The following is a 22,165-nucleotide window of genomic DNA, read 5'->3' on the forward strand; positions in this document are numbered from 1 at the left end:
AGGCGCGATCAGGCTTCACTGTCCGAGAATTTCCTTTTCCTTGGCGTCGGCGGCGGTGTCGATCTCGGCGACCTTGTCGTCCGTGAGCTTCTGCACCTCGGCTTCGTGACGCTTGCGCTCGTCTTCGCCGAATTCGCCGTTCTTTTCATCGGTCTTGAGCGCGTCCATGCCATCGCGGCGTACGTTGCGAACCGCGACCTTGGCCTTTTCGGCATATTGGCCAACGAGCTTGGCAAGCTCCTTGCGCCGTTCCTCGGTAAGATCGGGAAGCGGCAGGCGGATCATCTGGCCGTCGCTCACCGGATTGATGCCGAGGCCCGCGTTGCGGATCGCCTTTTCGACCGGAGTGACGTTGGACTTGTCCCACACCTGCACGGTGATCAGCCGGGGCTCGGGCACCGAGACGGTGGCGACCTGGTTCATCGGCATCATCGCGCCATAGACCTCGACCTGGATGGGATCGACGAGCGCGGTCGAGGCGCGTCCGGTGCGCAGACCGGCGAGGTCATGCTTGAGTGCTTCGATCGCGCCATTCATGCGGCGGGTAAGGTCGGCCTTGTCATAAGCAGCCATCAGATCACTCCTCGTTCTGGACGATCGTTGCGGTTCCTTCGCCCGCGAGAACGTCGGCAAGATTGCCCTGTTCGCGGATGTTGAACACGACGATCGGGATATTATTGTCTCGGCACAGCGCCACGGCGGCGGCGTCCATGACCTTCAGATTGTCGGCGAGCACCCGGCCGAAACCGAGGCTGTCATAACGGGTCGCGCCCGGATCGGACTTGGGGTCGGCATTGTAGACCCCATCGACGCTGGTGCCTTTGAAGAGGGCGTCACAGCCCATTTCGGCGGCGCGCAGTGCAGCGGCGGTATCGGTGGTGAAATAAGGATTGCCCGTGCCGGCGGCGAAGATGACGATCCGGCCCTTTTCCATGTGCCGCAGGGCACGGCGGCGGATATAGGGTTCGCACACCGAGGCCATCGGGATGGCCGACTGGACGCGGGTGTCGACGCCCAGCTTTTCGAGCGCATTCTGCATCGCCAACGCGTTCATGACGGTAGCCAGCATGCCCATATAATCGGCGCTGGTGCGGTCGAAGCCCTTGGCGGCACCCGCGATGCCGCGGAAGATGTTGCCACCGCCGACGACGATGCACAGCTGGTGGCCCGCTTCCTTCGCTTCGGCAATCTGCTGCGCCATGCGCGTGACGGTTTCGGGATCGATGCCGAACTGGCCCTTACCCATCAGCACTTCGCCCGACAATTTCAGCAGGATGCGATTGAAATGGGGTCGGGTCATGAAGGCTCCGCAAATTTCTGCCAATGGTGATGCGCGCTTGTCCTTAGGGCGCAGAGGGGCCGCTGCCAAGGCAAAAGGGGCCAGTAGCGGACATGAAAAAAGGGGCGCGCGCCCGGTTGGCGCACGCCCCTCTTCACGATCGAAAATTCGCGATCTGCCCTAGTTTCCGGCAGCCGCAGCGACTTCGGCTGCGAAATCGCTTTCTTCCTTTTCGATACCTTCGCCGAGCTGGAAGCGCTCGAAAGCCTTCAGCTCGATGGGCGAGCCCGCTTCCTTGCCGGCCGCGGCTACGACGTCGGCCACCGGGGTCTTGTTGTCCATCACGAAAAGCTGCGACAGAAGCGCATTTTCCTTCTTGAACTTGGCAATCGAGCCTTCGACCATCTTTTCGGCGATATTCTCGGGCTTGCCCGATTCCACGGCCTTGGCCTTGGCGATTTCGCGCTCGCGCTCGATCATGTCGGCATCGAGATCCTCGCCATTGAGCGCCATCGGGTTGGCAGCGGCGATGTGCATCGCAAGCTGCTTGCCAAGCGTCATCAGAGCGGCTTCGTCGGCTTCGCTTTCGAGAGCGACGAGCACGCCGATCTTGCCGAGGTTCGGCGCAACGGCGTTATGGACGTAGGACACGACCGCGCCCTTTTCGACCGACAGGAGCGCGGTGCGGCGCAGCGACTGGTTCTCGCCGATGGTGGCGATGTTGTCGGTGAGGACTTCCTCGACCGAGCCGCCGACCGGCATCTGCATGCCCTTCAGCTTCTCGACGTCGCCATCGGCCTGAAGCGCGAGGTTCGACACTTCGCGGACGAAGTCCTGGAAGGTGTCGTTCTTGGCGACGAAGTCAGTTTCCGAATTGACTTCGACGACCGCACCCTTGGTGCCTTCGACAGCAACGCCGACCAGACCTTCGGCCGCGGTGCGGCCCGACTTCTTGGCGGCAGCGGCGAGGCCCTTGGTGCGCAGCCAATCAACCGCGGCTTCCATGTCGCCATTGGTTTCGGCAAGCGCCTTCTTGCAGTCCATCATCCCCGCATTCGTGCGGTCGCGCAGTTCTTTCACCTGTGCGGCAGTGATCGCCATCTTGAGTTATCCTTTCCTGGCCCGCCAGCGCGGGCATCTTCGGGGGTCTATCTAGCAAGGAAAGGCCAACACCCATCGCGGTGCCGGCCTTTCCCTTCATCTGGTGTCGCCCGAGGCGGGCAACAAGGTTCCGGCCTTAGGCGGTCGCCGTTTCGGCGGGCGGATTGGCCATCGCGCCGACATCTTCGCCCGAAGCGGCGGCGTTGTCGCCGCGACCGGCATTGGCCGCCGAGGCAATCGCTTCGCAGTAGAGGCGGATGGCGCGGCTGGCGTCATCATTGCCCGGGACCGGGAAGGCGATGTTTTCGGGGCTGGAGTTGCTGTCCAGCACGGCGATCACGGGAATGCCGAGCGTCGCGGCTTCCTTGATCGCCAGCTCTTCCTTGTTGGTGTCGATGACGAACATGACGTCGGGCAGGCCGCCCATGTCGCGGATGCCGCCCAGGCTCTTCTCGAGCTTGTCGCGTTCGCGGGTGAGCTGGAGGACTTCCTTCTTGGTGAGGCCGGCGGTGTCGCCTGCCAGCTGCTCTTCAAGGCTCTTGAAGCGCTTGATCGAGTTGGAAATGGTCTTCCAGTTGGTGAGCATGCCGCCGAGCCAGCGGTGGTTCACATAATGCTGACCGCAGCTGCCGGCCGCTTCCGCAACCGCATCGGCCGCCTGGCGCTTGGTGCCGACGAACAGCACCTTGCCGCCGCGTGTCACCGTCTGCTGGACGAATTCGAGCGCCCGGGCGAACAGGGGAACGGTCTGCGACAGATCGATGATGTGAACGCCGTTGCGCGCGCCGAAGATGTACGGCTTCATGCGCGGGTTCCAGCGGTGGGTCTGGTGGCCGAAGTGCGATCCGGCTTCAAGCAATTGCTGCATCGTGACGACAGGTGCCGCCATAGTTGGTCTCCTTCCGGTTTATCCTCGGCGGGTCCTGTCACCCCATAATGGAGCACCGGTATGGTGGTCCCGCCTGCGAGATGGCGCGCGAACTAGCCGACTTTCCCTTGTCGTTCAAGCCCTTCCGCACCGCTTGCCGCCCGAATTGTTTCGGGGGCTTGACAAGATGAGAACAAAGGGCGAACTAACCAACAAGAACGGAAGGGGAACAGGTCGAAACGGACCGGTCCCGCCGCAAAATGACAGGGGAATGATCATGATTGCTACCACACTGTTCTTCGTCGCCGCGCTCTTCCTGGTGGCCATGGGCCTGGTGATGGTCGTGCGCGATGGCGCCAAGATCTCGGCTGCCCTCGCGGGCAACTCGCCGATCGCGAACGGGCGCGATGCCCCCGTTCAGGTCACCCTGCGCTGGGTCCGCCCCCGCGCCAGCGAGATCATTGCACCTGAGTGGCGCGCCGCTGCTTGACCCGGCGATAGCTCGCCACGCTGAACGGCAGCATCGCGAGATAACCGATGCTAATCACGAGAAGAGTGACCCAGGGCATGGTCAGGAGCGCAGCACCCAGAAGGCCGATCCCCGCCAGTGCCGGAATGCGCCAACTGCGCCGCAACCGGAGCGATGACCAGCTATAGGTCGCGATCGAACTGATCATCAGCAGCGCGACGAACAGAACCCAGGGCATGACCACATACCAGGCCCTGAAAATGGGATCGCCGCTGATCAGCCAGGCATAGAGCGGGACGAAAGCGAGCCCCGCTCCGGTCGGAGCCGGAACGCCGGTCAGAAATCCCGCCGACTTGTGCGGCTGCTCGTCGGCGTCGATCTGCGCGTTGAAGCGCGCCAGTCGAAGCGCGCAGCAGACCGCGAGCGCCAAGCTGGCGATCCACCCGAACTTGGGCGCATATTGCAGCGACCAGAGGAACATGATGAGTGCTGGCGCCACGCCAAAGGCGATATTGTCGCTGAGCGAATCCAGCTCGGCGCCGAACCGGCTCGCGGCTTTCAGGAGGCGAGCAATGCGACCGTCCATGCCGTCGAGCACCCCTGCCCCGATGATGCAATAGAGCGTGGCTTCCCAATTGCCGTCGACCGCGAAACGCACGCCGGTGAGCCCAAGGCACAAGGCAAGAGCGGTGATCGCGTTGGGCGCGAGCGCGCGGAACGGCAGTCCCCGGCGCGCGGGAATATCATCGACCGGCTCGGGGGTCATTCGCTACGGCCCGCGACGCTGCGATCGACGCCCAGTTCGGCAATGACCGTTTCACCCGCGATGGTGCGCTGCCCGAGAAGGACGCGCGAACCCGTGCCCATCGGCAGATAGACATCGACCCGGCTGCCGAAACGGATGAGGCCGATCCGCTCGCCCGCCTTGACCGCCTGGCCTTCCTCGCTCTCGGCAAGGATGCGACGGGCGATAAGGCCCGCGATCTGGGTGAAGCCGATCTTCACCCCGTCCTCGCGCTCGACGAGAAAATGCTGGCGTTCATTGTCCTCGCTTGCCTTGTCGAGATCGGCATTGAGGAACTTGCCCGGGACATAGACGATGCGGCGAATGATGCCCGCGATCGGCGTGCGGTTGATGTGCACGTCGAAGACACTCATGAAGATCGAGACGCGGCACATTTCGGGATCGGTGAGGCCGCCCTCCCCCGCCAGTTCGGGCGGCGGCGGCACCTTGGTGATCATGGTAACAAGGCCATCGGCCGGCGCGATCACATATTTGGGATCGAGAGGCGTGGTCCGCACCGGATCGCGGAAGAAGGCCGCGACCCAGATGGTGATGCCGACGAACAGCCAACCGAAGATGTCCGGCAGGAGCCAGAACAGCGTCAGGCTGATGAAGGCGGCGATGAGCGTGAATTTGCGCCCTTCGGGATGCACGGCCGGAAAGCGCCATTTCACGGCGGTCAGCTGGCTATCGGGATTTTCGATCTGAGACATGGTGCCTCCTTAGGACGCGTTGCGCGACGAAACAATCGCCTCTCCAATGCTTGTCGTCCCACACCGGTTGCCTATTGGCCCGCGCATCCTTAGAGCGCGGGCCGAACAAACATTGCATCGACAGGGAAAGACATGGCCAAGATCAAGGTGAAAAACCCGGTCGTCGAGCTCGACGGCGACGAAATGACCCGCATCATCTGGAAGTGGATCCGCGAAAGGCTGATCCTGCCTTACCTCGATATCGACCTCAAATATTACGACCTGTCGATTCAGAAGCGCGACGAGACCGACGACCAGATTACCGTCGACGCCGCCAATGCCATCAAGGAACATGGCGTGGGCGTGAAATGCGCGACCATCACTCCCGACGAGCAGCGCGTCGAGGAATTCGACCTCAAGAAGATGTGGCGAAGCCCCAATGGCACGATCCGCAACATCCTCGGCGGCGTGGTCTTCCGCGAACCGATCGTGATCGACAATGTCCCCCGCCTCGTGCCGGGCTGGACCGACCCCATCGTCGTCGGCCGTCACGCCTTCGGCGACCAGTATCGCGCGACCGATTTCCTCGTTCCGGGTCCGGGCACGCTGACGATGAAGTTCGTCGGCGAAGATGGCGAAGTGATCGAGAAGGAAGTGCACCAGTTCCCGACCTCGGGCGTCGCCATGGGCATGTACAACCATGACGACAGCATTCGCGACTTTGCGCGCGCCTGCATGAACTATGGCCTCGACCGTGGCTGGCCGGTCTATCTCTCGACCAAGAACACCATTCTCAAGGCCTATGACGGGCGCTTCAAGGACCTGTTCCAGGAAGTGTTCGACAATGAGTTCGCCGACAAGTTCGCGGCCAAGGGCATCGAATATCAGCACCGCCTGATCGACGACATGGTTGCCTCGGCGCTCAAGTGGAACGGCAAGTTCATCTGGGCCTGCAAGAATTATGACGGCGACGTGCAGTCGGACACCGTGGCGCAGGGCTTCGGTTCGCTGGGACTCATGACCTCGGTCCTGATGTCGCCCGACGGCAAGACCGTCGAGGCCGAAGCCGCGCATGGCACCGTCACCCGCCATTACCGCCAGCACCAGCAGGGCAAGTCGACCTCGACCAACCCGATCGCCTCGATCTTCGCCTGGACTCGCGGCCTCATGTATCGCGGCAAGTTCGACGATACGCCCGAAGTGGTCCGCTTTGCCGAAACGCTCGAGCGCGTGATCATCGAAACGGTCGAAAGCGGCCAGATGACCAAGGATCTCGCGATCCTCATCGGGCCTGACCAGAGCTGGATGACCACGGAACAATTCTTCGAGGCCATCGTCCAGAACTTCGAGAAGGAAATGGCGAACTGGTCGTAAGGAACATGGGGGCGGGCCAATGGTAAGTCAAAAATCAAAAGCCCGCCTCGACGTTCGCCAGGCCGCGCGCCGCGACATTCCCAAGGTCGTGGCGCTCGCTGCCCGCGTCTATGAGGATTTCGCGCCCTATTCGCGCGGCGAGATCTCGGGGCAGATCAACAATTTTCCCCAAGGCTGTTTCGTCGCCGAGCTGGATGGCGAGATCGTCGGCTATTGCGCCTCGATGCGGATCGGGGGTGCAATCGCCCTCGAACCCCATAGCTGGCGCGAAATTACCGGTGGTGGTTATGGCAGTCGCCACGACCCCACCGGCGACTGGCTTTACGGCTATGAAATGTGCGTTTCACCCGACGTGCGCGGAACGCGGATCGGGCGACGCCTATATGAGGCTCGGCGCAAGCTGGCCGAAGAGCTCGAACTGACGGGCATCGCCTTTGGCGGACGAATGCCCAATTACCGCCGGTCGAGGCGGCGCGTAACCGGGCCGCAGGACTATCTCGAAAAAGTCATGGCGGGCGAAATCCACGACCCCGTGATCCGCTTCCAGCTGGCCAACGGCTTCGAGCCCATTGGCATCCTCAAGCAATATCTGCGAGAGGACAGCCGGTCGATGGGCCATGCGGTCCACATGGTGTGGCGCAATCCCTATGTCGATCGCGAAAGCCCCAAGAAATTCCGCTTGCCCCGCGGGGTCGAGAGCGTCCGGATCGCAACCTGCCAATTACAGGCGCGCCCGGTAAGGAGCCTCGAAGAGTTTCTCGACAATGTCCGCTACTTCGTTGATGTCGCTTCTGATTATGAAGCCGACTTCATTCTCTTTCCCGAGCTTTTCACGCTCCAGCTTCTCAGCTTCGAGAAAGAGGAATTGCCGCCCCAACAGGCGATCGAGCGGCTGAGCGAATATACGCCCAAGATCCGCGACGCTTTCGCCGAAATGGCGATGAAATATAATATCAACATCATCGGCGGCTCGCATCCGACGCGCACCGAGGATGGCGATATCCAGAATGTCGCTTTCGTCTGCCTGCGCGACGGTGCGGTGCATGAGCAGGAAAAGATCCACCCCACTCCCAACGAACGCTATTGGTGGAACATCAAGGGCGGCGACGGGATCGACGCCATTCCCACCGACTGCGGGCCGATCGGGGTACTCATCTGCTACGACAGCGAATTTCCCGAACTGGCGCGTCGCCTCGTCGACGAAGGCGCGCGGATCATCTTCACGCCTTTCTGCACCGACAGCCGCCAGGGCTATCTGCGCGTTCGCTATTGCTGCCAGGCGCGGGCAATCGAGAACCAGTGCTTCGTCGTCATGAGCGGCAATGTCGGCAATCTGCCCAATGTCCACAATATGGACATCCAATATGCGCAGAGCTGCATCCTCACGCCCTGCGACTTCCCCTTCGCCCGGGACGGGATTGCCGCCGAAGCGACCGAGAATGTCGAGACACTGACGATCAGCGACGTCAATCTGGCCGACCTCAGCTGGGCGAGAGCCGAAGGCACGGTGCGCAATCTCGCCGATCGCCGTTTCGACCTCTACGATATCAAATGGGACCCCAAGGGCGCGCATGGGAAGACCGCGCCGCGCAAGGATCCTCTGGGAACGCAGGCACCGGGCGGGGGATAAAGCCACCCGATTTGCCCGCGGCTCTGATCAACCGATGTCGGAGCTTTCGATCATCGTAAGCGCGTCCGGCTTGTGCGCAGCCCGTTCGCCGGTCTTGTCGCTTTCGACCAGATATTTGGGGTCATCCTCGGACGCCTTGACGTCATAATCCTCGATACTGCAATTTTCAGTGAGGCGCTTGACGACCCGGCCCTCGATCCTTCCTTGCGACGTGTTCCATTCGACGCGGTCCCCGCGGTGGAAGGCATTGGTCTGGACCATCATCTTTTCCTTTCCGATTTTTTGAAAAAACGCGCCTTTTTGACAATTGTGCCAGTGACAGCGGCGCCCCGCCGTGATTGAAAGGCGCATGGCTAGCGAATTCGATACCAGCAGCTTGGGCGACGCCCTCGTCATTCTCGGCGCGGCTGGGATCGTGATTCCGACCTTCGCGCGGTTCAAGATCAACCCGGTGATCGGCTTCATCCTGGTCGGCATCATCGCCGGCCCCTTCGGATTGGGCCAACTGGCAGTGAACCGCGAGCTTCGATGGCTCGAGCATTTCACCATCCAGGACACCGAAGCCATCACACCTTTCGCCGATTTCGGCGTCATCCTCCTCCTGTTTGCGATCGGGCTCGAACTGTCGATCAAGCGCCTGGTGGCGATGCGAAGAATGGTGTTCGGCATCGGCGCTGCCGAAATGCTCGGCACCGCCGCGATCATCGGCATGGTTCTGATCGCCTTCGACTGGCCGATGCGAAGCGCGGCTGCCTTGAGCCTTGCGCTCGCCATGTCGTCGACCGCCATCGTGTTGCCGATCAGCGGGACGAAGAGCGCGGTGGGGCGCGCGGCGCTGGCGATGCTCCTGTTCGAGGATGTGGCGCTGGTCCCGATGCTGTTCATCTTCGGCAGCGTCGGCGGCGCCGACGTTGCGGGCCTGACCAATGTGATGCTCCTTGGCATCGGGGTCATCGTGGTGATGATGGTGGTGGGGCGCATCGCGCTGCCGCCTTTGTTCGCGCAGGCCGCGCGCACCAAGAATCCCGAAGTCTTCCTTGCGATCAGCTTGCTTGTCGTGATCCTTGCCGCCTCCGCCACGAGCGCGGTGGGCCTGTCGCCTATCTTGGGCGCGCTGGTCGCAGGCCTGCTCATTGCCGAAACCGAATATCATTCCGAGGTTGAAGTCATCACCGCGCCTTTCCGGGGCCTCGGGCTGGGCGTCTTCCTCATTACCGTGGGCATGCGAATCAATGTCGTCGAAGTGCTGCAGAATTGGCCGCTGCTCCTCGGCGGGCTATTCGGCGTCCTCATCGTCAAGGCGATCGTGACCGGCATTCTTCTCCGCCTGGCAGGCGCCCGGCGCGGCGTGGCCGCCGAGACCGGTGTTCTCATGGCGAGCCCGTCGGAAACCACGCTTATCGTTCTCGGCGCAGCGGGCACGGCAGGCGTCCTGGCGAGCGACACCGTGGCCTTCTGGTCGGCGGTGACCGCGCTCGGCCTGTCGATCACGCCCTTCCTCGCCAGCCTTGGCCGCTTGGCGGCGCGGCGTGTCGAAAAGGAAGCGGCGACCGAGAGTCTGGAAGATCCGGCCAAGGGTCGTACGGTCATCTTCGGCTTTGGCCGGGTGGGCCGGATGGTCGCCGACATGATGAGCGAGCATGACCGCCCATATCTCGCGGTCGACAGCGATATCGACACCTGTGCGCGGCTTCGTGCCGAGGGCTATGACATTCTCTATGGCGATGTGGCCCGCGCCGAACTGGTCGATCGACTGGGCCTCGACAAGGCGGCGGCGCTGGTTCTCACCATGGACGATCCGGTGCTGACCGCCCGCCTGGCGCGACGCGTGCGCAGCCAGCATCCCGACTTACCGATCATCGCGCGTGCCCGCGACAGCGTCCATGCCGCCAAGCTTTACAAGGCAGGCGTAACCGATGCGGTGCCGGAAACGCTTGAATCCTCGCTCCAGCTATCCGAAGCGGTGCTGGTCGATATCGGCCTTGCGATGGGGCCGGTGATCGCCTCCATTCATGAAAAGCGCAGTGAGCTTCGCGCGCAGATCATGAAGGAAGGCGAACTCACCCACGAACCCAGCCTGGGCAAGCGCAAACCCGGTTAGCGGGTGGGATAGTTGGGCGCCTCGCGGGTGATCGCGACGTCATGGACATGGCTCTCGTTGAGGCCCGCGCCCGTGATGCGGACGAATTTGGCGCGCTTCTGCAGTTCGGCAATGCTGCGCGACCCCGTATATCCCATCGCCGCCTTCACCCCGCCGACGAGCTGGTGAACGATGTCGCGCACCGGCCCCTTGTAGGGAACCTGACCTTCGATGCCCTCGGGAACCAGCTTCATCTGGTCGGTGATGTCCTGCTGGAAATAGCGGTCGGCCGAGCCCCGGCTCATCGCGCCGACGCTGCCCATTCCGCGATAGGCCTTGTAGGCGCGCCCCTGGTAGAGGAAGGTTTCGCCCGGCGCTTCCTCGGTCCCCGCGAGGAGCGAGCCGACCATGACCGAGCTGGCCCCTGCCGCCAGCGCCTTGGCGACATCGCCCGACGTGCGGACGCCGCCATCGGCGATGACCGGAATGTCCTTCTTCGCCGCCGCCTGCGCCGCATTGATGATTGCGCTCAACTGGGGAACGCCGACGCCCGCGACGATGCGGGTGGTGCAGATCGAACCCGGCCCGATGCCGACCTTGATGCCATCGGCACCGGCATCGCACAGCGCTTCGGTAGCTTCGGCGGTCGCGACATTGCCAGCGATCACCTGAACGTCCTTGCCGAGATCCTTCACTCGCCGCACCGAGCGGGCGACATCCTTGTTATGGCCATGCGCGGTGTCGATGATGATGAGATCGACACCCGCATCGACCAGCGCCTCGGCGCGGACGAAACCCTTGTCGCCCACGGTCGAGGCCGCCGCCACGCGAAGCCTTCCGGCTTCGTCCTTGGTGGCGTGCGGGCTGGCGACCGATTTCTCGATATCCTTGACGGTGATGAGGCCGACGCAATGATCGGCGCCGTCCACCACCAGCAGCTTCTCGATTCGACGCTGGTGGAGGATCTTGCGTGCCTCCTCCTGGCTCGTTCCCAGCGGGACGGTCGCGAGATTTTCCGAAGTCATCAATTCGCGGACGGGCTGCTCGGGATGTTCGGCAAAGCGCACGTCGCGATTGGTAAGGATGCCGACCAGCTTGCCGCTGTCCTCGACAATCGGGATGCCGCTGATCTTGTTGGCCTTCATCAGTTCCAGCGCTTCGTGGAGCGTCTGGTCGGGGCGCATGGTGATCGGCTCGACCACCATGCCGCTTTCGAAGCGCTTGACCGCGCGCACCGCCGCCGCCTGCTCATCGACGGTGAGATTGCGATGCAGGACGCCCATGCCCCCCAGCTGCGCGATCGCGATCGCCATGTCGGCTTCGGTCACGGTATCCATGGCCGAGGAAAGCAGCGGGATGTTGAGCGAAATCGAGCGCGTCAGGCGCGTCGAAGTGTCGGTTTGCGAAGGAAGAACGTCCGATTCCAGCGGTTGCAGAAGGACGTCGTCGAAGGTCAGTGCAAGAGGAATATCGTGGGCCATCCCGCCCTTTGTCATGTGCGATCCGATTCGCCAACCCCCGCACGCTCGAGCAGGCGACGGGCGCTGGCCACATGCATCGCCTCGACCATCTCGCCTTCGAAGCTAATCGCGCCGCCCCTACCTTCCGCTGCTGCGACGAGGCGACGGGCGCGATCCACATCCGCTTCGGCCGGAGCGAAGGCCGTGTGGCAAGGCGCGATCTGGCGCGGGTGAATGAGTGTCTTGCCGTCGAAGCCGAGAGCACGGCTTTCGCGCGCTTCGGCAAGGAAACCCTCCTCGTCATCGATGCGATTGAACACCCCGTCGAAGGCAGCCACGCCCTTGGCACGCGCGGACAGCAGCACGTGCTGGATGGCATGCTGCATGGCGCCCCGACCCTGCCCGCCAGGCAGGCGGAGATCGGCGGCAAGATCGTTGGTTCCCACGATCAGCGCCGCCGCCACGTCGGCGATGGCGGGGGCGCCCAACACGCCCCGCGCGGTCTCGATCATCGCGACGACGGGTTGCGGCGCCTTGTCGGCAACCGCCTCGACCTCGACCGGATCGGACACCAGCGGGAGGACGATGACGTCGCACCCCGATCCCATCACCGCCTGAACATCGGCCATGTGCCAGGGCGTCCCTAACCCGTTGACGCGGATCGCCACCGGGACATTCCAGGATTCGGCGACCGCATCGACTGCCGCTTCGCGGGCCATTTCCTTATCGCCTTCACCGACCGCGTCTTCGAGGTCGAGGATGACCATGTCGGCCTTGCTCGCACGGGCCTTGGCGATGGCCGATGGCCTCGAGGCAGGAAGAAACAGGACGGCGGGCCGGTCGAAGAGGTGGGCCCGGTTGGCGAATTTTCTTTGCGTCATGGCCTCTCCCCTTGCATCATGGCTTCCGACAAGCAGCGAAGGCGGGGGAAGATCCATGGAATATGTGCTCGCAGCGGTAGTGTTCTTCGTAGTGCTCTACGTCGTATCCGCCATCAAGATCGTCCGGCAAGGCTATCGCTACACGATCGAACATTTCGGCAGGTTCACGCGCACTGCGACCCCGGGCTTCCATTTCGTGCCTCCGATCTTCCAGCGGGTCGGGCACAAGATCAACATGATGGAACAGGTGGTCGATATTCCGGGACAGGAAATCATCACCCGCGACAATGCGATGGTGTCGGTCGACGGCGTGGTCTTCTTCCAGGTGCTCGACGCCTCCAAAGCCGCCTATGAAGTCTCCGACCTCTACAGTGCGATCATGGCGCTTTCGACCACCAACCTGCGCACGGTGATGGGATCGATGGACCTCGACGAGACCCTGTCGAAGCGCGACGAAATCAACGCGCGCCTTCTTTCGGTGGTCGATTCCGCGACCGAGGCCTGGGGCGTCAAGATCACCCGCGTCGAAGTGAAGGACATCCGCCCGCCGAGCGACATCGTCACTGCCATGACCCGGCAGATGAAAGCCGAGCGCGAGAAGCGCGCCGCGATTCTCGAGGCAGAGGGCCAGCGGCAATCGGAAATCCTCCGTTCCGAAGGCGAGAAGCAGAGCCAGATCCTCGAAGCCGAAGGCGAGCGCGAAGCGGCCTATGCCGAAGCCGACGCGCGTATCCGCCTGGCCGAAGCCGAAGCCAAGGCGACCGAACTGGTCTCCAACGCCATCGCGAAGGGCGATGCCCAGGCAATCAACTATTTCATCGCGCAGAAATATGTCGAAGCGGTCGGCAAGTTCGCCACTTCGCCCAATGCCAAGACGATCCTCTTCCCGGTCGAGGCGACCCAGCTCATCGGGTCGATCGGCGGGATCGGTGAGATCGCCAAGGAAGCGCTGGGCGATCATGTGGTCAAGGCCAGCCCCCCGAGCACGACGCCGACCCGCCGGTCGGTGCCCAAGAGCGGCCAATGAACGACAATCTCGACCCCGGCATGCTGTGGCTGATCTTCGGCCTGCTGCTGCTCGCCGCCGAACTGATCGCGCCCGGCGTTTTCCTCGTTTTCATTGGCGCTGCTGCGGTCGCGACCGGCATCTTCACCTGGCTATTCGACCTTGGTCTTACCTTCCAGCTGGCGCTGTTCGCTCTCTACACCGCGCTCGCGGTCTATATCGGCAAGCGGATTTACGCCCAGCCCGGCGTCGACGAGAGCGACGGCACGCTCAATGAATGGGCGATGCGGCTGGTCGGCCGGAAGGTCACTGCAGTCGGCGATTTCAGCCATGGCGAAGGGCGTGTGCGGCTGGGCGATTCCGAATGGAATGCGCATGGCGAAGTGGAGGCGAAGGCAGGCGAACCGCTTGAAGTGATAGGCGTTGACGGAACGCGCCTCGTGGTCGCAAGACCCAAGGCGCTGCCTCCTACTGCGTAAAAAGGACAAGACATGACTGGAATGTGGACCCGACGCGAAGCGCTGGCTGCCGGAAGCTCGACGCTTGCCCTCACCGCATGTGCACCGGCCCGGCTAGCCACCGGCACAGGCGATGTCGCGGGGCTTCTCGACCAGATTGCCGAAAACCTGCTGTGGCGGCAGCCCGAGACCGCCACGACCCTGGGCATCGACAAGGGTGAGCGTGCGCCCTTGCGTTCGCGCCTCGCCGATCGCAGCGCCGCAGGCCAGGAAGCGCTGGCAGCGATGCTGCGTAGCGATCTTGCCAAGCTCTCATCGGTCAATGTCGACAGTCTGCCTGCCGACCAGCGCACCAGCGTGGAGGTGGTCCGTTCGGCCTATGGCGTGGCACTCGAAGGACTGGCGCTCCCTTATGGCGACGTGCCGGTCGGTGGGTGGCGCAATACGCCCTACGTCGTGATCCAGAATGTCGGCGCCTATCTCGACGTGCCGCGCTTTCTCGACAGTGAGCACCAGGTCAAGAATGCCGCGGATGCCGAGGCCTATCTCGCGCGCTTGTCGAGCTTTGCCGACCAACTTGATGGCGAAACCGTGCGGATGCGCATGGCCGCCGAGGAAGGGCTGGTCCCGCCCGATTTCCTGATCGCCAAGGCGCTTCCGCAGATGGAATCGGCGCTGGAGAATATGCGCAAGCGCGACGGCTCGCTCGTCACCTCGCTGGAGAAACGCACGCAGGGCTTTGCAGGCGACTGGGGGCAACGTGCCCATGCCGTTGCCAGCGGACCGGTCGCCGCTGCCATGGAACGGCAGTTGGCCGAAATGAAGCGGCAGGCTCCCCTCGCCTCCTCCGCGCCCGGCATGGATGCCCGGCCCCATGGTCCCGAATTCTACCGTTGGGCCCTAAAGGCCTCGACCACGACCAACATGACGCCCAGGGAAATCCACGATCTCGGGCATCAGCGCCTCGGTGAAATCTATGCCGAGATGGACAGCATTCTGAAATCGGTCGGCTACACGTCGGGCACGGTCGGCGACCGCATGAAGGCGCTCGGCGAAGATCCCAAATATCTTTTTGCCAATACCGATGAAGGCCGGAAGAAGCTGCTCGCCTTTCTCGACGAGCGGCTGGAAATCATCCGCGCCGAAATGCCCAACGCGTTCAACACGCGGGCACCCGGCAATGTCGAGATCCGCCGCTTGCCGCCCGAAGAGGAACCCGGCGCGCCGGGCGCCTATGGCGGCGCGGGCTCGATCGACGGGAGCGTTCCGGGAAAATTCTGGATCAACCTTTACGACACCGCGATCCACCCCCGTTTCAGCCTGCCGAGCCTGCTTCACCATGAAGCCATCCCCGGTCATGTGTGGCAGGGCGAATATGCCAACCGTTTGCCGCTCATCCGCACGCTCTTGAGCTTCGGTGCCTATTCGGAAGGCTGGGCACTTTATGCCGAGCAGATGGCCGACGAACTGGGCGTCTACGACGGCGACAAAGTCCTGAAGCTCGGATACCTCCAGTCGATCGCTTTCCGGGGGTGCCGCCTGGTCGTCGATACGGGACTGCATGCGATGGGTTGGGGTCGCGAACAGGCGGTCCAGTGGTTCCACGAAACCAACGGCAATGCGATCGCCGAGGTTGCTCCCGAAATCGACCGTTATTGCAGCTGGCCCGGCCAGGCCTGCAGCTATGAAATCGGGCATATCGAGATCAACAACCAGCGCGACCGAGCGCAGGCCGAAATGGGCGCCCGCTACAGCTACAAGGGTTTCAATGACGCCGTGATCACGGGCGGCAATGTCCCGATGGACGTGCTGGCGAAGAATGTGACGCGCTATATCGAGGGCGCGTGATGCTTGCGCTGTTGTTCGCGCTGACCGCCGCGGAGCCGCAATATGACTGTTATTGGGTGCGCGGGCGGATGCAGATGTACAACGGCAGCCCTTCCTTGAGGATCTGGCCGCGCAAGACCAAGCGCTTGCTGGGTGTTGTCTCCGCCAAAGACGAGGACGAGCCGCTGGCGCTGCGCGTCCCGCCCAATATCCGCGAGCATATCGGCTGGGGCAAGGCGGTCTGGGCGAACTATCATGTCTGCCCGACAACGGCGGAACGGCCGGGCTGGTTGCGGATGGTGACGGTGCGAGAAGCGCGATACGTCCATGTCGTGCACTTCGACTAGCAGGGTAGCGGGGCGCGATCGGGCTCGATGAAGCCGAGCCGGGCCTCAACACTCATAAGCCGTGCCTCGCTGTAGAAGTGGAGCGGAAAGTCTCGCCTGCCGGTATTGCTGGCCAGAAGCCGGTTCACGGTTTCCGTCAGGCTTCTCCCCTTGCCTTCGGTGGCAAGGAAGTGACGCACGCCCGCCAGATAGGCCTTGGTGATCGTGTCATGATAACCCTGCGTCTCGTCATTCACTCCGCCCACGCTTTCATTGAAGCGACGGATGAGGCCCGGCAGTTCGCGGTCGAGATCGACATCGGGCCGGTTGAGCAGCAGATAAACGGTCGCGCCGAGATGTGCTTCGTGCGTCCAGTCGGAGCGCGCGAGATTGCAGGCGAGCAGGCCCTCGCCTAGCCGCCTGATTTCCTCGTCGCTCTTGAAAAAACGGATTGGATGCTCGGTCATCGACCGGGGTTCTCCTTCATCCCCGGTCGATGACCGGGTCAATCATGCATTCGCAGGTTGGACAGGGCCGGCTTCGCGCACGCCCTGGTCCACATGGTCCGCGAATTGGGCGAAATTCTCGTTGAACAGGTCAACCAGCTTCGCCGCCGTGCGGTCATAATCTTCCTTGTCGTCCCAGGTGGAACGCGGATCGAGAATGTTCGCATCGACGCCCGGCACCGCAACCGGAACCTCGAAGCCGAAATTGGGATCCTTGCGGAACTCGACATTGTTGAGGCTGCCATCGAGCGCGGCATTGAGCAGCGCACGGGTCGCCTTGATCGGCATGCGGTTGCCCACGCCATATTTGCCGCCGGTCCAACCGGTGTTGACCAGCCAGCAGGTTACGCCGCCCTTGGCGATACGCTCCTTGAGGAGGTTGCCATAGACGGTCGGATGGCGCGGCATGAAAGGCGCGCCGAAGCAGGTCGAGAAGGTCGCTTCGGGTTCGGTGACGCCGATCTCGGTGCCCGCCACCTTGGCGGTGTAGCCCGACAGGAAGTGATACATCGCCTGGTCCGGCGTCATGCGCGCGATCGGAGGCAGAACCCCGAAGGCATCGGCCGTCAGCATGATGATGTTCTTCGGAACCGGCCCCATATTCTTTTCGGAAGTATTGGGGATATATTCGATCGGATAGGCACCGCGGCTGTTTTCGGCGAGACTGTTATCGTCGAAATCCAGTTCGCGGGTGACCGGGTCCATTACGACATTTTCCAGCACCGTGCCGAACTTGCGGGTCGTGCCGTAGATTTCGGGCTCGGCTTCTTCGGAAAGGCGGATCATCTTGGCATAGCAGCCGCCTTCGAAATTGAAGACCGCCGTGTCCGACCAGCCATGTTCGTCATCGCCGATCAGCGTACGGCTGGGATCGGCCGAAAGCGTCGTCTTGCCGGTGCCCGACAGGCCGAAGAAAATCGCGGTGTCGCCGTCCGGCCCGATATTGGCCGAGCAGTGCATCGGCATGATGCCTTCCTGCGGGAGAAGGAAGTTGAGAAGGCCGAAGACCGACTTCTTCATTTCACCGCCATATTCGGTGCCGCCGATGAGGATCAGCTTCTGCTTCAGGCTGACGGCGATGACCGTTTCCGACCGCGTGCCATGACGCGCCGGATCGGCGCGGAAGCTGGGCAGATCGATGATCGTATATTCGGGATCGAAGCCCGGCAGCTCCTCGCTCTCGGGACGCACGAGCATCGTGCGGATGAACAGATTGTGCCAGGCATATTCATTGACGACGCGCACCTTCACGCGATGCTCGGGCTGCGAGCCGCCATAAAGATCGGCGCAGAAAAGCTCTTCCTTTTCGGCGAGCGCTTTCTTGAAGTCCGCATAGAGCGCATCGAAATGTTCCTCGCTCATTGGGACATTGGTCTTGCCCCACCAGACGGTGTCTTCGGAGACGCTGTCCTTTACGATGAACTTGTCCTTTGCCGAGCGGCCGGTGTGCTTGCCGGTCTTGACGACCAGCGGACCATGTTTGGCCAGCTTGCCTTCGCCCCGTTCGACAGCCTGCTCAACGAGCGGCGCGGTGGTCAGATTCCAGTGGATTTTGGCATCCGTGGTGATTCCCTGCTGGTCAAGGCCTCGTGCAGGTGTCCGCTCGGTCACATTTATTCCTTTCGAATCAAGCACTCAGCGCCCCGTCAGCGCCGCCCATGCATACGTATGTGATCGGCCTATAGCGACGGGTTGGCGGTGGGTCAAAAACCATGGCCTCGCTTGTGTAACGGCTCGTCGCTGGCTAGGACCATGAGGGTCAACGGCAAGGGGCCGCAGCTTGAGCCAAGTGATCGCGCTGGTCGACGATGACCGCAATATCCTGACTTCCGTTTCCATTGCGCTTCAGGCCGAAGGGTTCGTCACCCGGGTCTATACCGACGGCGAAAGCGCGTTGAAGGCGCTGGGCGAAAACCCGCCCGATCTGGCGGTGTTCGACATCAAGATGCCGCAGATGGACGGAATGGAGCTGCTGCGCCGGGTGCGCGAGAGCGGTGGAGCGCTGGGCGCCATGCCGGTCATTTTCCTCACATCGAAGGACGATGAACTGGACGAGGCACTGGGCCTCGCGATGGGTGCCGACGATTATATTTCCAAGCCTTTCTCGCAGCGCCTGCTGATCGCGCGCATAAAGGCGATCCTGCGACGCCAGCAGTTCGCCAGCGGAGCGAATGGCACAGACGATGGCCTTGCCGAGGACGCGCCGCTACTCCAGCGCGGGCGCCTGACGATGGATCCCGCTCGGCATAAAGTGAACTGGGACGGCCAGGACGTAACGCTGACGGTCACCGAATTCATGATCCTCGAGGCGCTGGCGCAGCGGCCCGGAGTGGTCAAATCGCGCAATCAGCTTCTCGATGTCGCCTATCAAGACGATGTCTATGTCGATGACCGCACGATCGACAGCCACATCAAGCGCATTCGCCGCAAATTTCGCGCCAAGGACAGCGATTTCGACGCGATCGAGACGCTCTACGGCGTAGGCTACCGCTTCGGCGAGGAATGAGAAAAGCGGCTCCGCAGGACCGGGATGGCGAGGCCGGTCTGGAACTGGTCTGGTCGCGGCGCTGGACGCTCGTTCACCGCATCCTTGCGGTCAACCTGCTCGTCGTACTTATCTTCGCGCTCGGCATTCTCTGGCTCGACGTCTATCGCAACCAGCTCCGCGAAGAGCGGATCGCTCTCATGGAAGGGGCAACGCGCGCAGCCGCTGCGGCGGCGGAGCGGGTCCGCCCCGATGAACGCGAAGGCCTGCTCGCCGCGATGGCAGGCACGGAAGGTCCGCGTTTTCGCCTTTACGACCCGCAGGGGCGACTGGTCGCCGACAGCTGGAATGTTTCGGAACCCACCTATCGGCTGCGCGATCCCGACGAACAGGCGTGGCAGAAGCGCGTCGCCCGCGCATTGGACGATGGCTTCAACGCGCTGGTCGGCGAAGCGCCCACCGAGGATTTCGTCGAACCCGAAATCGACCGGGCCTCGGCCTGGCCCGAACTTGCCGAAGCGCGCGTTGGCGACGTGGTGACTCGCGTGCGCATTGCGCCCGAACGCACGCCGGTCTTCAGCGCCGCGGCTCCCGTGGGCGCTAACGGGGTGATGCTCGCGACGCTCAATGATCGCAGTTACACGCGAACCGTCCGGCGCGAGCGGGCAAGCATCGCCATGGCGCTTGCCGGATCGGTGCTTCTTGCCGTGCTGCTCTCGCTTTTCCTGGCGCGAACGATCGCTCGCCCCTTGCGCCGCATCGCCATTGCCGCGCACCGCGTGCGCCTCGGCCGTGCACGAGCGGTGCGCATCCCCCGCTTGCCATCGCGCCGTGACGAAATCGGAATGCTGGCCCGCTCGGTCAGCGACATGAGCCAGTCGCTTCGCCAGCGGATCGACAAGATCGAGGCATTTGCCGCCGATGTCGCGCATGAACTGAAGAACCCCCTCGCCTCACTGCGCTCGGCGGTGGACGGGCTCGAGCGGATCGAGGATCCCGACCTTCGTCGCCAGCTGCTCGATGTCGTGCGGCAGGATGTGGTTCGCCTCGACCGGCTGGTCAGCGACATCAGCGAAGCGGCGCGCACCGACGCCGAATTGACGCGAGCGCAGTTCGAGCCCGTCGATTTGGGCGACCTGGTCGAGCAATTGGTGACCAGCTGGGAAGAGCGGCGCGAGACCAGTGATGTGCGGCTTGCATATGCACGCCCCCGGAAATCGAGTGCTATCGTGCCCGGCGACGACCAGCGGCTGGCACGCGCGATCGACAATCTCATCGACAATGCGATCAGCTTTTCCCCGCCTGGCAGCGTGGTCGAAATCTCTGTGATCAACCTCGGTTCGCGTGTTCGTGTCCAGGTCCGCGACGAAGGTCCGGGCGTATCCGAGGACCAGCGTGAGAAGATTTTCAAGCGCTTTCATTCGCACCGTCCCGAAACGGAAAATTTCGGACGCCATTCGGGCCTGGGACTTGCCATCGCGAGCGCGATTGTCGAAGGCCATGACGGAACGATCATTGTCGAGGACAGGACGGACGCATCGAGCGGCGCCTGTTTCACCATCACCCTGCCGGCATGGGGGAGCGAATGACACGTTTGTCCAATCAGAATATCCACGCGACTTGCGTCGAAAAGCGCGGGCGTGCGGTCCTGCTGGCCGGCCCTTCGGGCGTGGGCAAGTCCGACCTTGCCTTGCAGCTGGTGATCGACCGCGAATTCACGCTCGTCTCGGATGACCAGACATTGGTGCGAGAGAAGGATGGCCAGATCCGTGCATCGGCGCCGCCCTCGATTGCGGGGAAGATTGAGATCCGCGGCCTCGGCATCTTCGAAATGGCGATGAGCGACGATGTGCCGGTGGCACTTTATGTCGATCTGGCCGGACAGGTGCGGCGGATGCCAGAGGAAGGCGAGACCGAAGAATTGCTGGGCGTCCATCTGCCCCGCATCGCGATCGACGGACATACCGCGTCGGCCGCGGCAAAGGTCGAACTGGCGCTCGACCGGCTGGGGCTCGATTTCTAGATGGCCAAGGCTCCCCAATTCCTGCTCGTCACGGGAATGTCGGGCGCGGGCAAGTCGCTGGTTCTCGACACGCTCGAGGACTGGAACTGGGATGTCGTGGACAATTTGCCGTTCGGGCTTCTCCAGCGCTTCGTGTCGGGGGCGGGGTTTCGCGAGGAACCTGTCCCCATGGCAGTGGGGATGGACGTGCGCAGTCGGGGCTTCAAACCCGAGAAGCTCGTCGAAAAGGTTCGCGCGCTCAAGGGCGTCGAAAGCGAAATCCTCTATCTCGATTGCGCCGGAACCGAGCTGATCCGCCGCTATGACGAGACGCGGCGGCGCCATCCCATGGCGATGGACCGTCCTGCCGAGGACGGTATCGCGCTCGAGCGCACTCTAACGGCACCGCTTCGCCAGGCCGCCGACAGCATCATCGATACCACCGACATGAAACCGGTCGAGCTGCGCGACGAATTGAAGCGCCGTTATGGGGGATCGCGGGGTGAGCCGGTAATCACCGTGGGAAGCTTCGGTTTTGCCCGCGGTGCATCGCGCACCGCCGACCTCATGTTCGACATGCGCTTCATCGACAATCCCCACTGGATCGACGAACTTCGACCGCTGACCGGCCTCGACGAGCCGGTTCAGGCCCATGTCAGGAAGGACCCGGCATGGTCGAAAACGCTGGATACGATCGAGGGATTGGTTATCGACCTCATTCCGCGCTATGGGGCCGCGGGCAAACATTATCTGACAGTCGCATTCGGCTGCACCGGGGGACGTCACAGATCCGTGGCGGCAGCAGCAGAAATGGCGGAAAGACTTGGTAAAGCGGGGTTGACGGTCAATGTCCGTCATCGTGACCTACAATCCGCACCAAGTGACACCATCGAGTCGATGCCCGGCGGTTCGGGCAATGACTGACTTTGGAGCGGTA

At 62.8% G+C, this 22,165-nt stretch carries 23 protein-coding genes; 12 read left to right on the forward strand and 11 right to left on the reverse strand.

The window, feature by feature from the left end; translation table 11 throughout:
* Window positions 1–15: 15 nt before the first annotated feature.
* The 4 genes from frr to rpsB all read right to left on the reverse strand — a co-directional run bounded on the left by frr (window position 16) and on the right by rpsB (window position 3,269).
* Window positions 16–573 carry a ribosome recycling factor gene (frr, locus tag FHS50_RS04280; protein WP_183933129.1) on the reverse strand — a complete coding sequence of 186 codons (558 nt, stop codon included), beginning with the start codon at window positions 571–573 and terminating at the stop codon, window positions 16–18.
* Window positions 574–577: 4 nt separating this feature from the next.
* A complete protein-coding gene (pyrH, locus tag FHS50_RS04285) occupies window positions 578–1,300 on the reverse strand; it encodes a UMP kinase (RefSeq protein ID WP_183933130.1) in 723 nt (240 codons plus the stop codon).
* Window positions 1,301–1,459: 159 nt separating this feature from the next.
* Complete coding sequence (gene tsf / locus FHS50_RS04290; RefSeq protein WP_183933131.1) at window positions 1,460–2,380, reverse strand: translation elongation factor Ts; 921 nt, start codon at window positions 2,378–2,380, stop codon at window positions 1,460–1,462.
* Between the two features lie 136 nt (window positions 2,381–2,516).
* Entirely contained in the window at window positions 2,517–3,269 is a 753-nt protein-coding gene (gene rpsB, locus FHS50_RS04295) for a 30S ribosomal protein S2 (RefSeq protein ID WP_183933132.1), read from the reverse strand.
* Window positions 3,270–3,519: 250 nt separating this feature from the next.
* On the opposite strand from rpsB, the gene FHS50_RS04300 reads away from it, so the two are divergent.
* Window positions 3,520–3,738 carry a hypothetical protein gene (locus FHS50_RS04300; protein WP_183933133.1) on the forward strand — a complete coding sequence of 73 codons (219 nt, stop codon included), beginning with the start codon at window positions 3,520–3,522 and terminating at the stop codon, window positions 3,736–3,738.
* Here the strand turns inward: FHS50_RS04300 and FHS50_RS04305 are convergent.
* Together FHS50_RS04305 and FHS50_RS04310 are read right to left on the reverse strand one after the other, a co-directional pair.
* Complete coding sequence (locus FHS50_RS04305) at window positions 3,707–4,483, reverse strand: CDP-alcohol phosphatidyltransferase family protein (RefSeq protein ID WP_183933134.1); 777 nt, start codon at window positions 4,481–4,483, stop codon at window positions 3,707–3,709. The two genes, FHS50_RS04300 and FHS50_RS04305, sit on opposite strands and share 32 nt — an antisense overlap.
* Window positions 4,480–5,214 carry a phosphatidylserine decarboxylase gene (locus FHS50_RS04310; RefSeq protein ID WP_183933135.1) on the reverse strand — a complete coding sequence of 245 codons (735 nt, stop codon included), beginning with the start codon at window positions 5,212–5,214 and terminating at the stop codon, window positions 4,480–4,482. Before FHS50_RS04310 ends, FHS50_RS04305 begins: the two co-directional genes overlap by 4 nt.
* Window positions 5,215–5,346: 132 nt before the next feature.
* Between FHS50_RS04310 and FHS50_RS04315 the strand changes: the two genes are divergently transcribed.
* Both FHS50_RS04315 and FHS50_RS04320 read left to right on the forward strand, forming a co-directional pair.
* Window positions 5,347–6,567, forward strand: a complete 1,221-nt coding sequence (locus FHS50_RS04315; RefSeq protein WP_183933136.1) for an NADP-dependent isocitrate dehydrogenase — start codon at window positions 5,347–5,349, stop codon at window positions 6,565–6,567.
* 19 nt (window positions 6,568–6,586) lie between these two features.
* Window positions 6,587–8,197 carry a bifunctional GNAT family N-acetyltransferase/carbon-nitrogen hydrolase family protein gene (locus FHS50_RS04320; protein WP_183933137.1) on the forward strand — a complete coding sequence of 537 codons (1,611 nt, stop codon included), beginning with the start codon at window positions 6,587–6,589 and terminating at the stop codon, window positions 8,195–8,197.
* Window positions 8,198–8,224: 27 nt separating this feature from the next.
* Here FHS50_RS04320 and FHS50_RS04325 read toward each other — a convergent pair whose 3' ends face one another.
* Entirely contained in the window at window positions 8,225–8,461 is a 237-nt protein-coding gene (locus tag FHS50_RS04325; protein ID WP_246332950.1) for a hypervirulence associated TUDOR domain-containing protein, read from the reverse strand.
* An 85-nt stretch (window positions 8,462–8,546) separates the two neighbouring features.
* Between FHS50_RS04325 and FHS50_RS04330 the strand changes: the two genes are divergently transcribed.
* Window positions 8,547–10,298 (forward strand): cation:proton antiporter domain-containing protein, encoded by a 1,752-nt coding sequence (locus FHS50_RS04330; RefSeq protein ID WP_183933138.1) that lies wholly within the window; start codon window positions 8,547–8,549, stop codon window positions 10,296–10,298.
* Here the strand turns inward: FHS50_RS04330 and guaB are convergent.
* Both guaB and FHS50_RS04340 read right to left on the reverse strand, forming a co-directional pair.
* Window positions 10,295–11,758, reverse strand: a complete 1,464-nt coding sequence (gene guaB, locus FHS50_RS04335; RefSeq protein WP_183933139.1) for an IMP dehydrogenase — start codon at window positions 11,756–11,758, stop codon at window positions 10,295–10,297. The two genes, FHS50_RS04330 and guaB, sit on opposite strands and share 4 nt — an antisense overlap.
* 11 nt (window positions 11,759–11,769) lie before the next feature.
* Window positions 11,770–12,618 (reverse strand): HpcH/HpaI aldolase/citrate lyase family protein, encoded by an 849-nt coding sequence (locus tag FHS50_RS04340; RefSeq protein WP_183933140.1) that lies wholly within the window; start codon window positions 12,616–12,618, stop codon window positions 11,770–11,772.
* Window positions 12,619–12,673: 55 nt separating this feature from the next.
* Between FHS50_RS04340 and FHS50_RS04345 the strand changes: the two genes are divergently transcribed.
* The 4 genes from FHS50_RS04345 to FHS50_RS04360 are packed head-to-tail and all read left to right on the forward strand — an operon-like array spanning window position 12,674 to window position 16,256.
* The gene (locus FHS50_RS04345) at window positions 12,674–13,645 is read left to right on the forward strand and encodes an SPFH domain-containing protein (protein ID WP_183933141.1); all 972 of its coding nucleotides are present in this window, start codon (window positions 12,674–12,676) and stop codon (window positions 13,643–13,645) included.
* A complete protein-coding gene (locus tag FHS50_RS04350) occupies window positions 13,642–14,103 on the forward strand; it encodes an NfeD family protein (RefSeq protein WP_183933142.1) in 462 nt (153 codons plus the stop codon). The genes FHS50_RS04345 and FHS50_RS04350 overlap by 4 nt, the downstream gene beginning before the upstream one ends.
* Window positions 14,104–14,115: 12 nt before the next feature.
* A complete protein-coding gene (locus tag FHS50_RS04355; RefSeq protein WP_183933143.1) occupies window positions 14,116–15,930 on the forward strand; it encodes a DUF885 domain-containing protein in 1,815 nt (604 codons plus the stop codon).
* Window positions 15,927–16,256, forward strand: a complete 330-nt coding sequence (locus FHS50_RS04360; RefSeq protein ID WP_183933144.1) for a hypothetical protein — start codon at window positions 15,927–15,929, stop codon at window positions 16,254–16,256. The genes FHS50_RS04355 and FHS50_RS04360 overlap by 4 nt, the downstream gene beginning before the upstream one ends.
* Here the strand turns inward: FHS50_RS04360 and FHS50_RS04365 are convergent.
* Together FHS50_RS04365 and FHS50_RS04370 are read right to left on the reverse strand one after the other, a co-directional pair.
* On the reverse strand, window positions 16,253–16,702 hold the full coding sequence (locus tag FHS50_RS04365) for a hypothetical protein (protein ID WP_183933145.1): 450 nt from the start codon (window positions 16,700–16,702) through the stop codon (window positions 16,253–16,255). The two genes, FHS50_RS04360 and FHS50_RS04365, sit on opposite strands and share 4 nt — an antisense overlap.
* 42 nt (window positions 16,703–16,744) lie before the next feature.
* Window positions 16,745–18,352: a phosphoenolpyruvate carboxykinase gene (locus tag FHS50_RS04370; protein WP_183933146.1), complete on the reverse strand. Its 1,608-nt coding sequence runs from the start codon at window positions 18,350–18,352 to the stop codon at window positions 16,745–16,747.
* 169 nt (window positions 18,353–18,521) lie between these two features.
* Between FHS50_RS04370 and FHS50_RS04375 the strand changes: the two genes are divergently transcribed.
* Genes FHS50_RS04375 through rapZ form a run of 4 tightly spaced genes read left to right on the forward strand, consistent with a single transcriptional unit; the run spans window position 18,522 to window position 22,152 of the window.
* A complete protein-coding gene (locus FHS50_RS04375; RefSeq protein ID WP_183933147.1) occupies window positions 18,522–19,247 on the forward strand; it encodes a response regulator transcription factor in 726 nt (241 codons plus the stop codon).
* Window positions 19,244–20,815, forward strand: a complete 1,572-nt coding sequence (locus tag FHS50_RS04380; protein WP_183933148.1) for a sensor histidine kinase — start codon at window positions 19,244–19,246, stop codon at window positions 20,813–20,815. The genes FHS50_RS04375 and FHS50_RS04380 overlap by 4 nt, the downstream gene beginning before the upstream one ends.
* Window positions 20,812–21,249, forward strand: a complete 438-nt coding sequence (locus tag FHS50_RS04385) for an HPr kinase/phosphorylase (RefSeq protein ID WP_183933149.1) — start codon at window positions 20,812–20,814, stop codon at window positions 21,247–21,249. Before FHS50_RS04380 ends, FHS50_RS04385 begins: the two co-directional genes overlap by 4 nt.
* Window positions 21,250–22,152, forward strand: a complete 903-nt coding sequence (gene rapZ / locus FHS50_RS04390; protein WP_183933150.1) for an RNase adapter RapZ — start codon at window positions 21,250–21,252, stop codon at window positions 22,150–22,152.
* Window positions 22,153–22,165 lie beyond the last annotated feature (13 nt).

It is taken from the genome of Sphingomicrobium lutaoense, assembly GCF_014195685.1.
In the GTDB taxonomy this organism is placed as follows: Bacteria; Pseudomonadota; Alphaproteobacteria; order Sphingomonadales; family Sphingomonadaceae; genus Sphingomicrobium; species Sphingomicrobium lutaoense.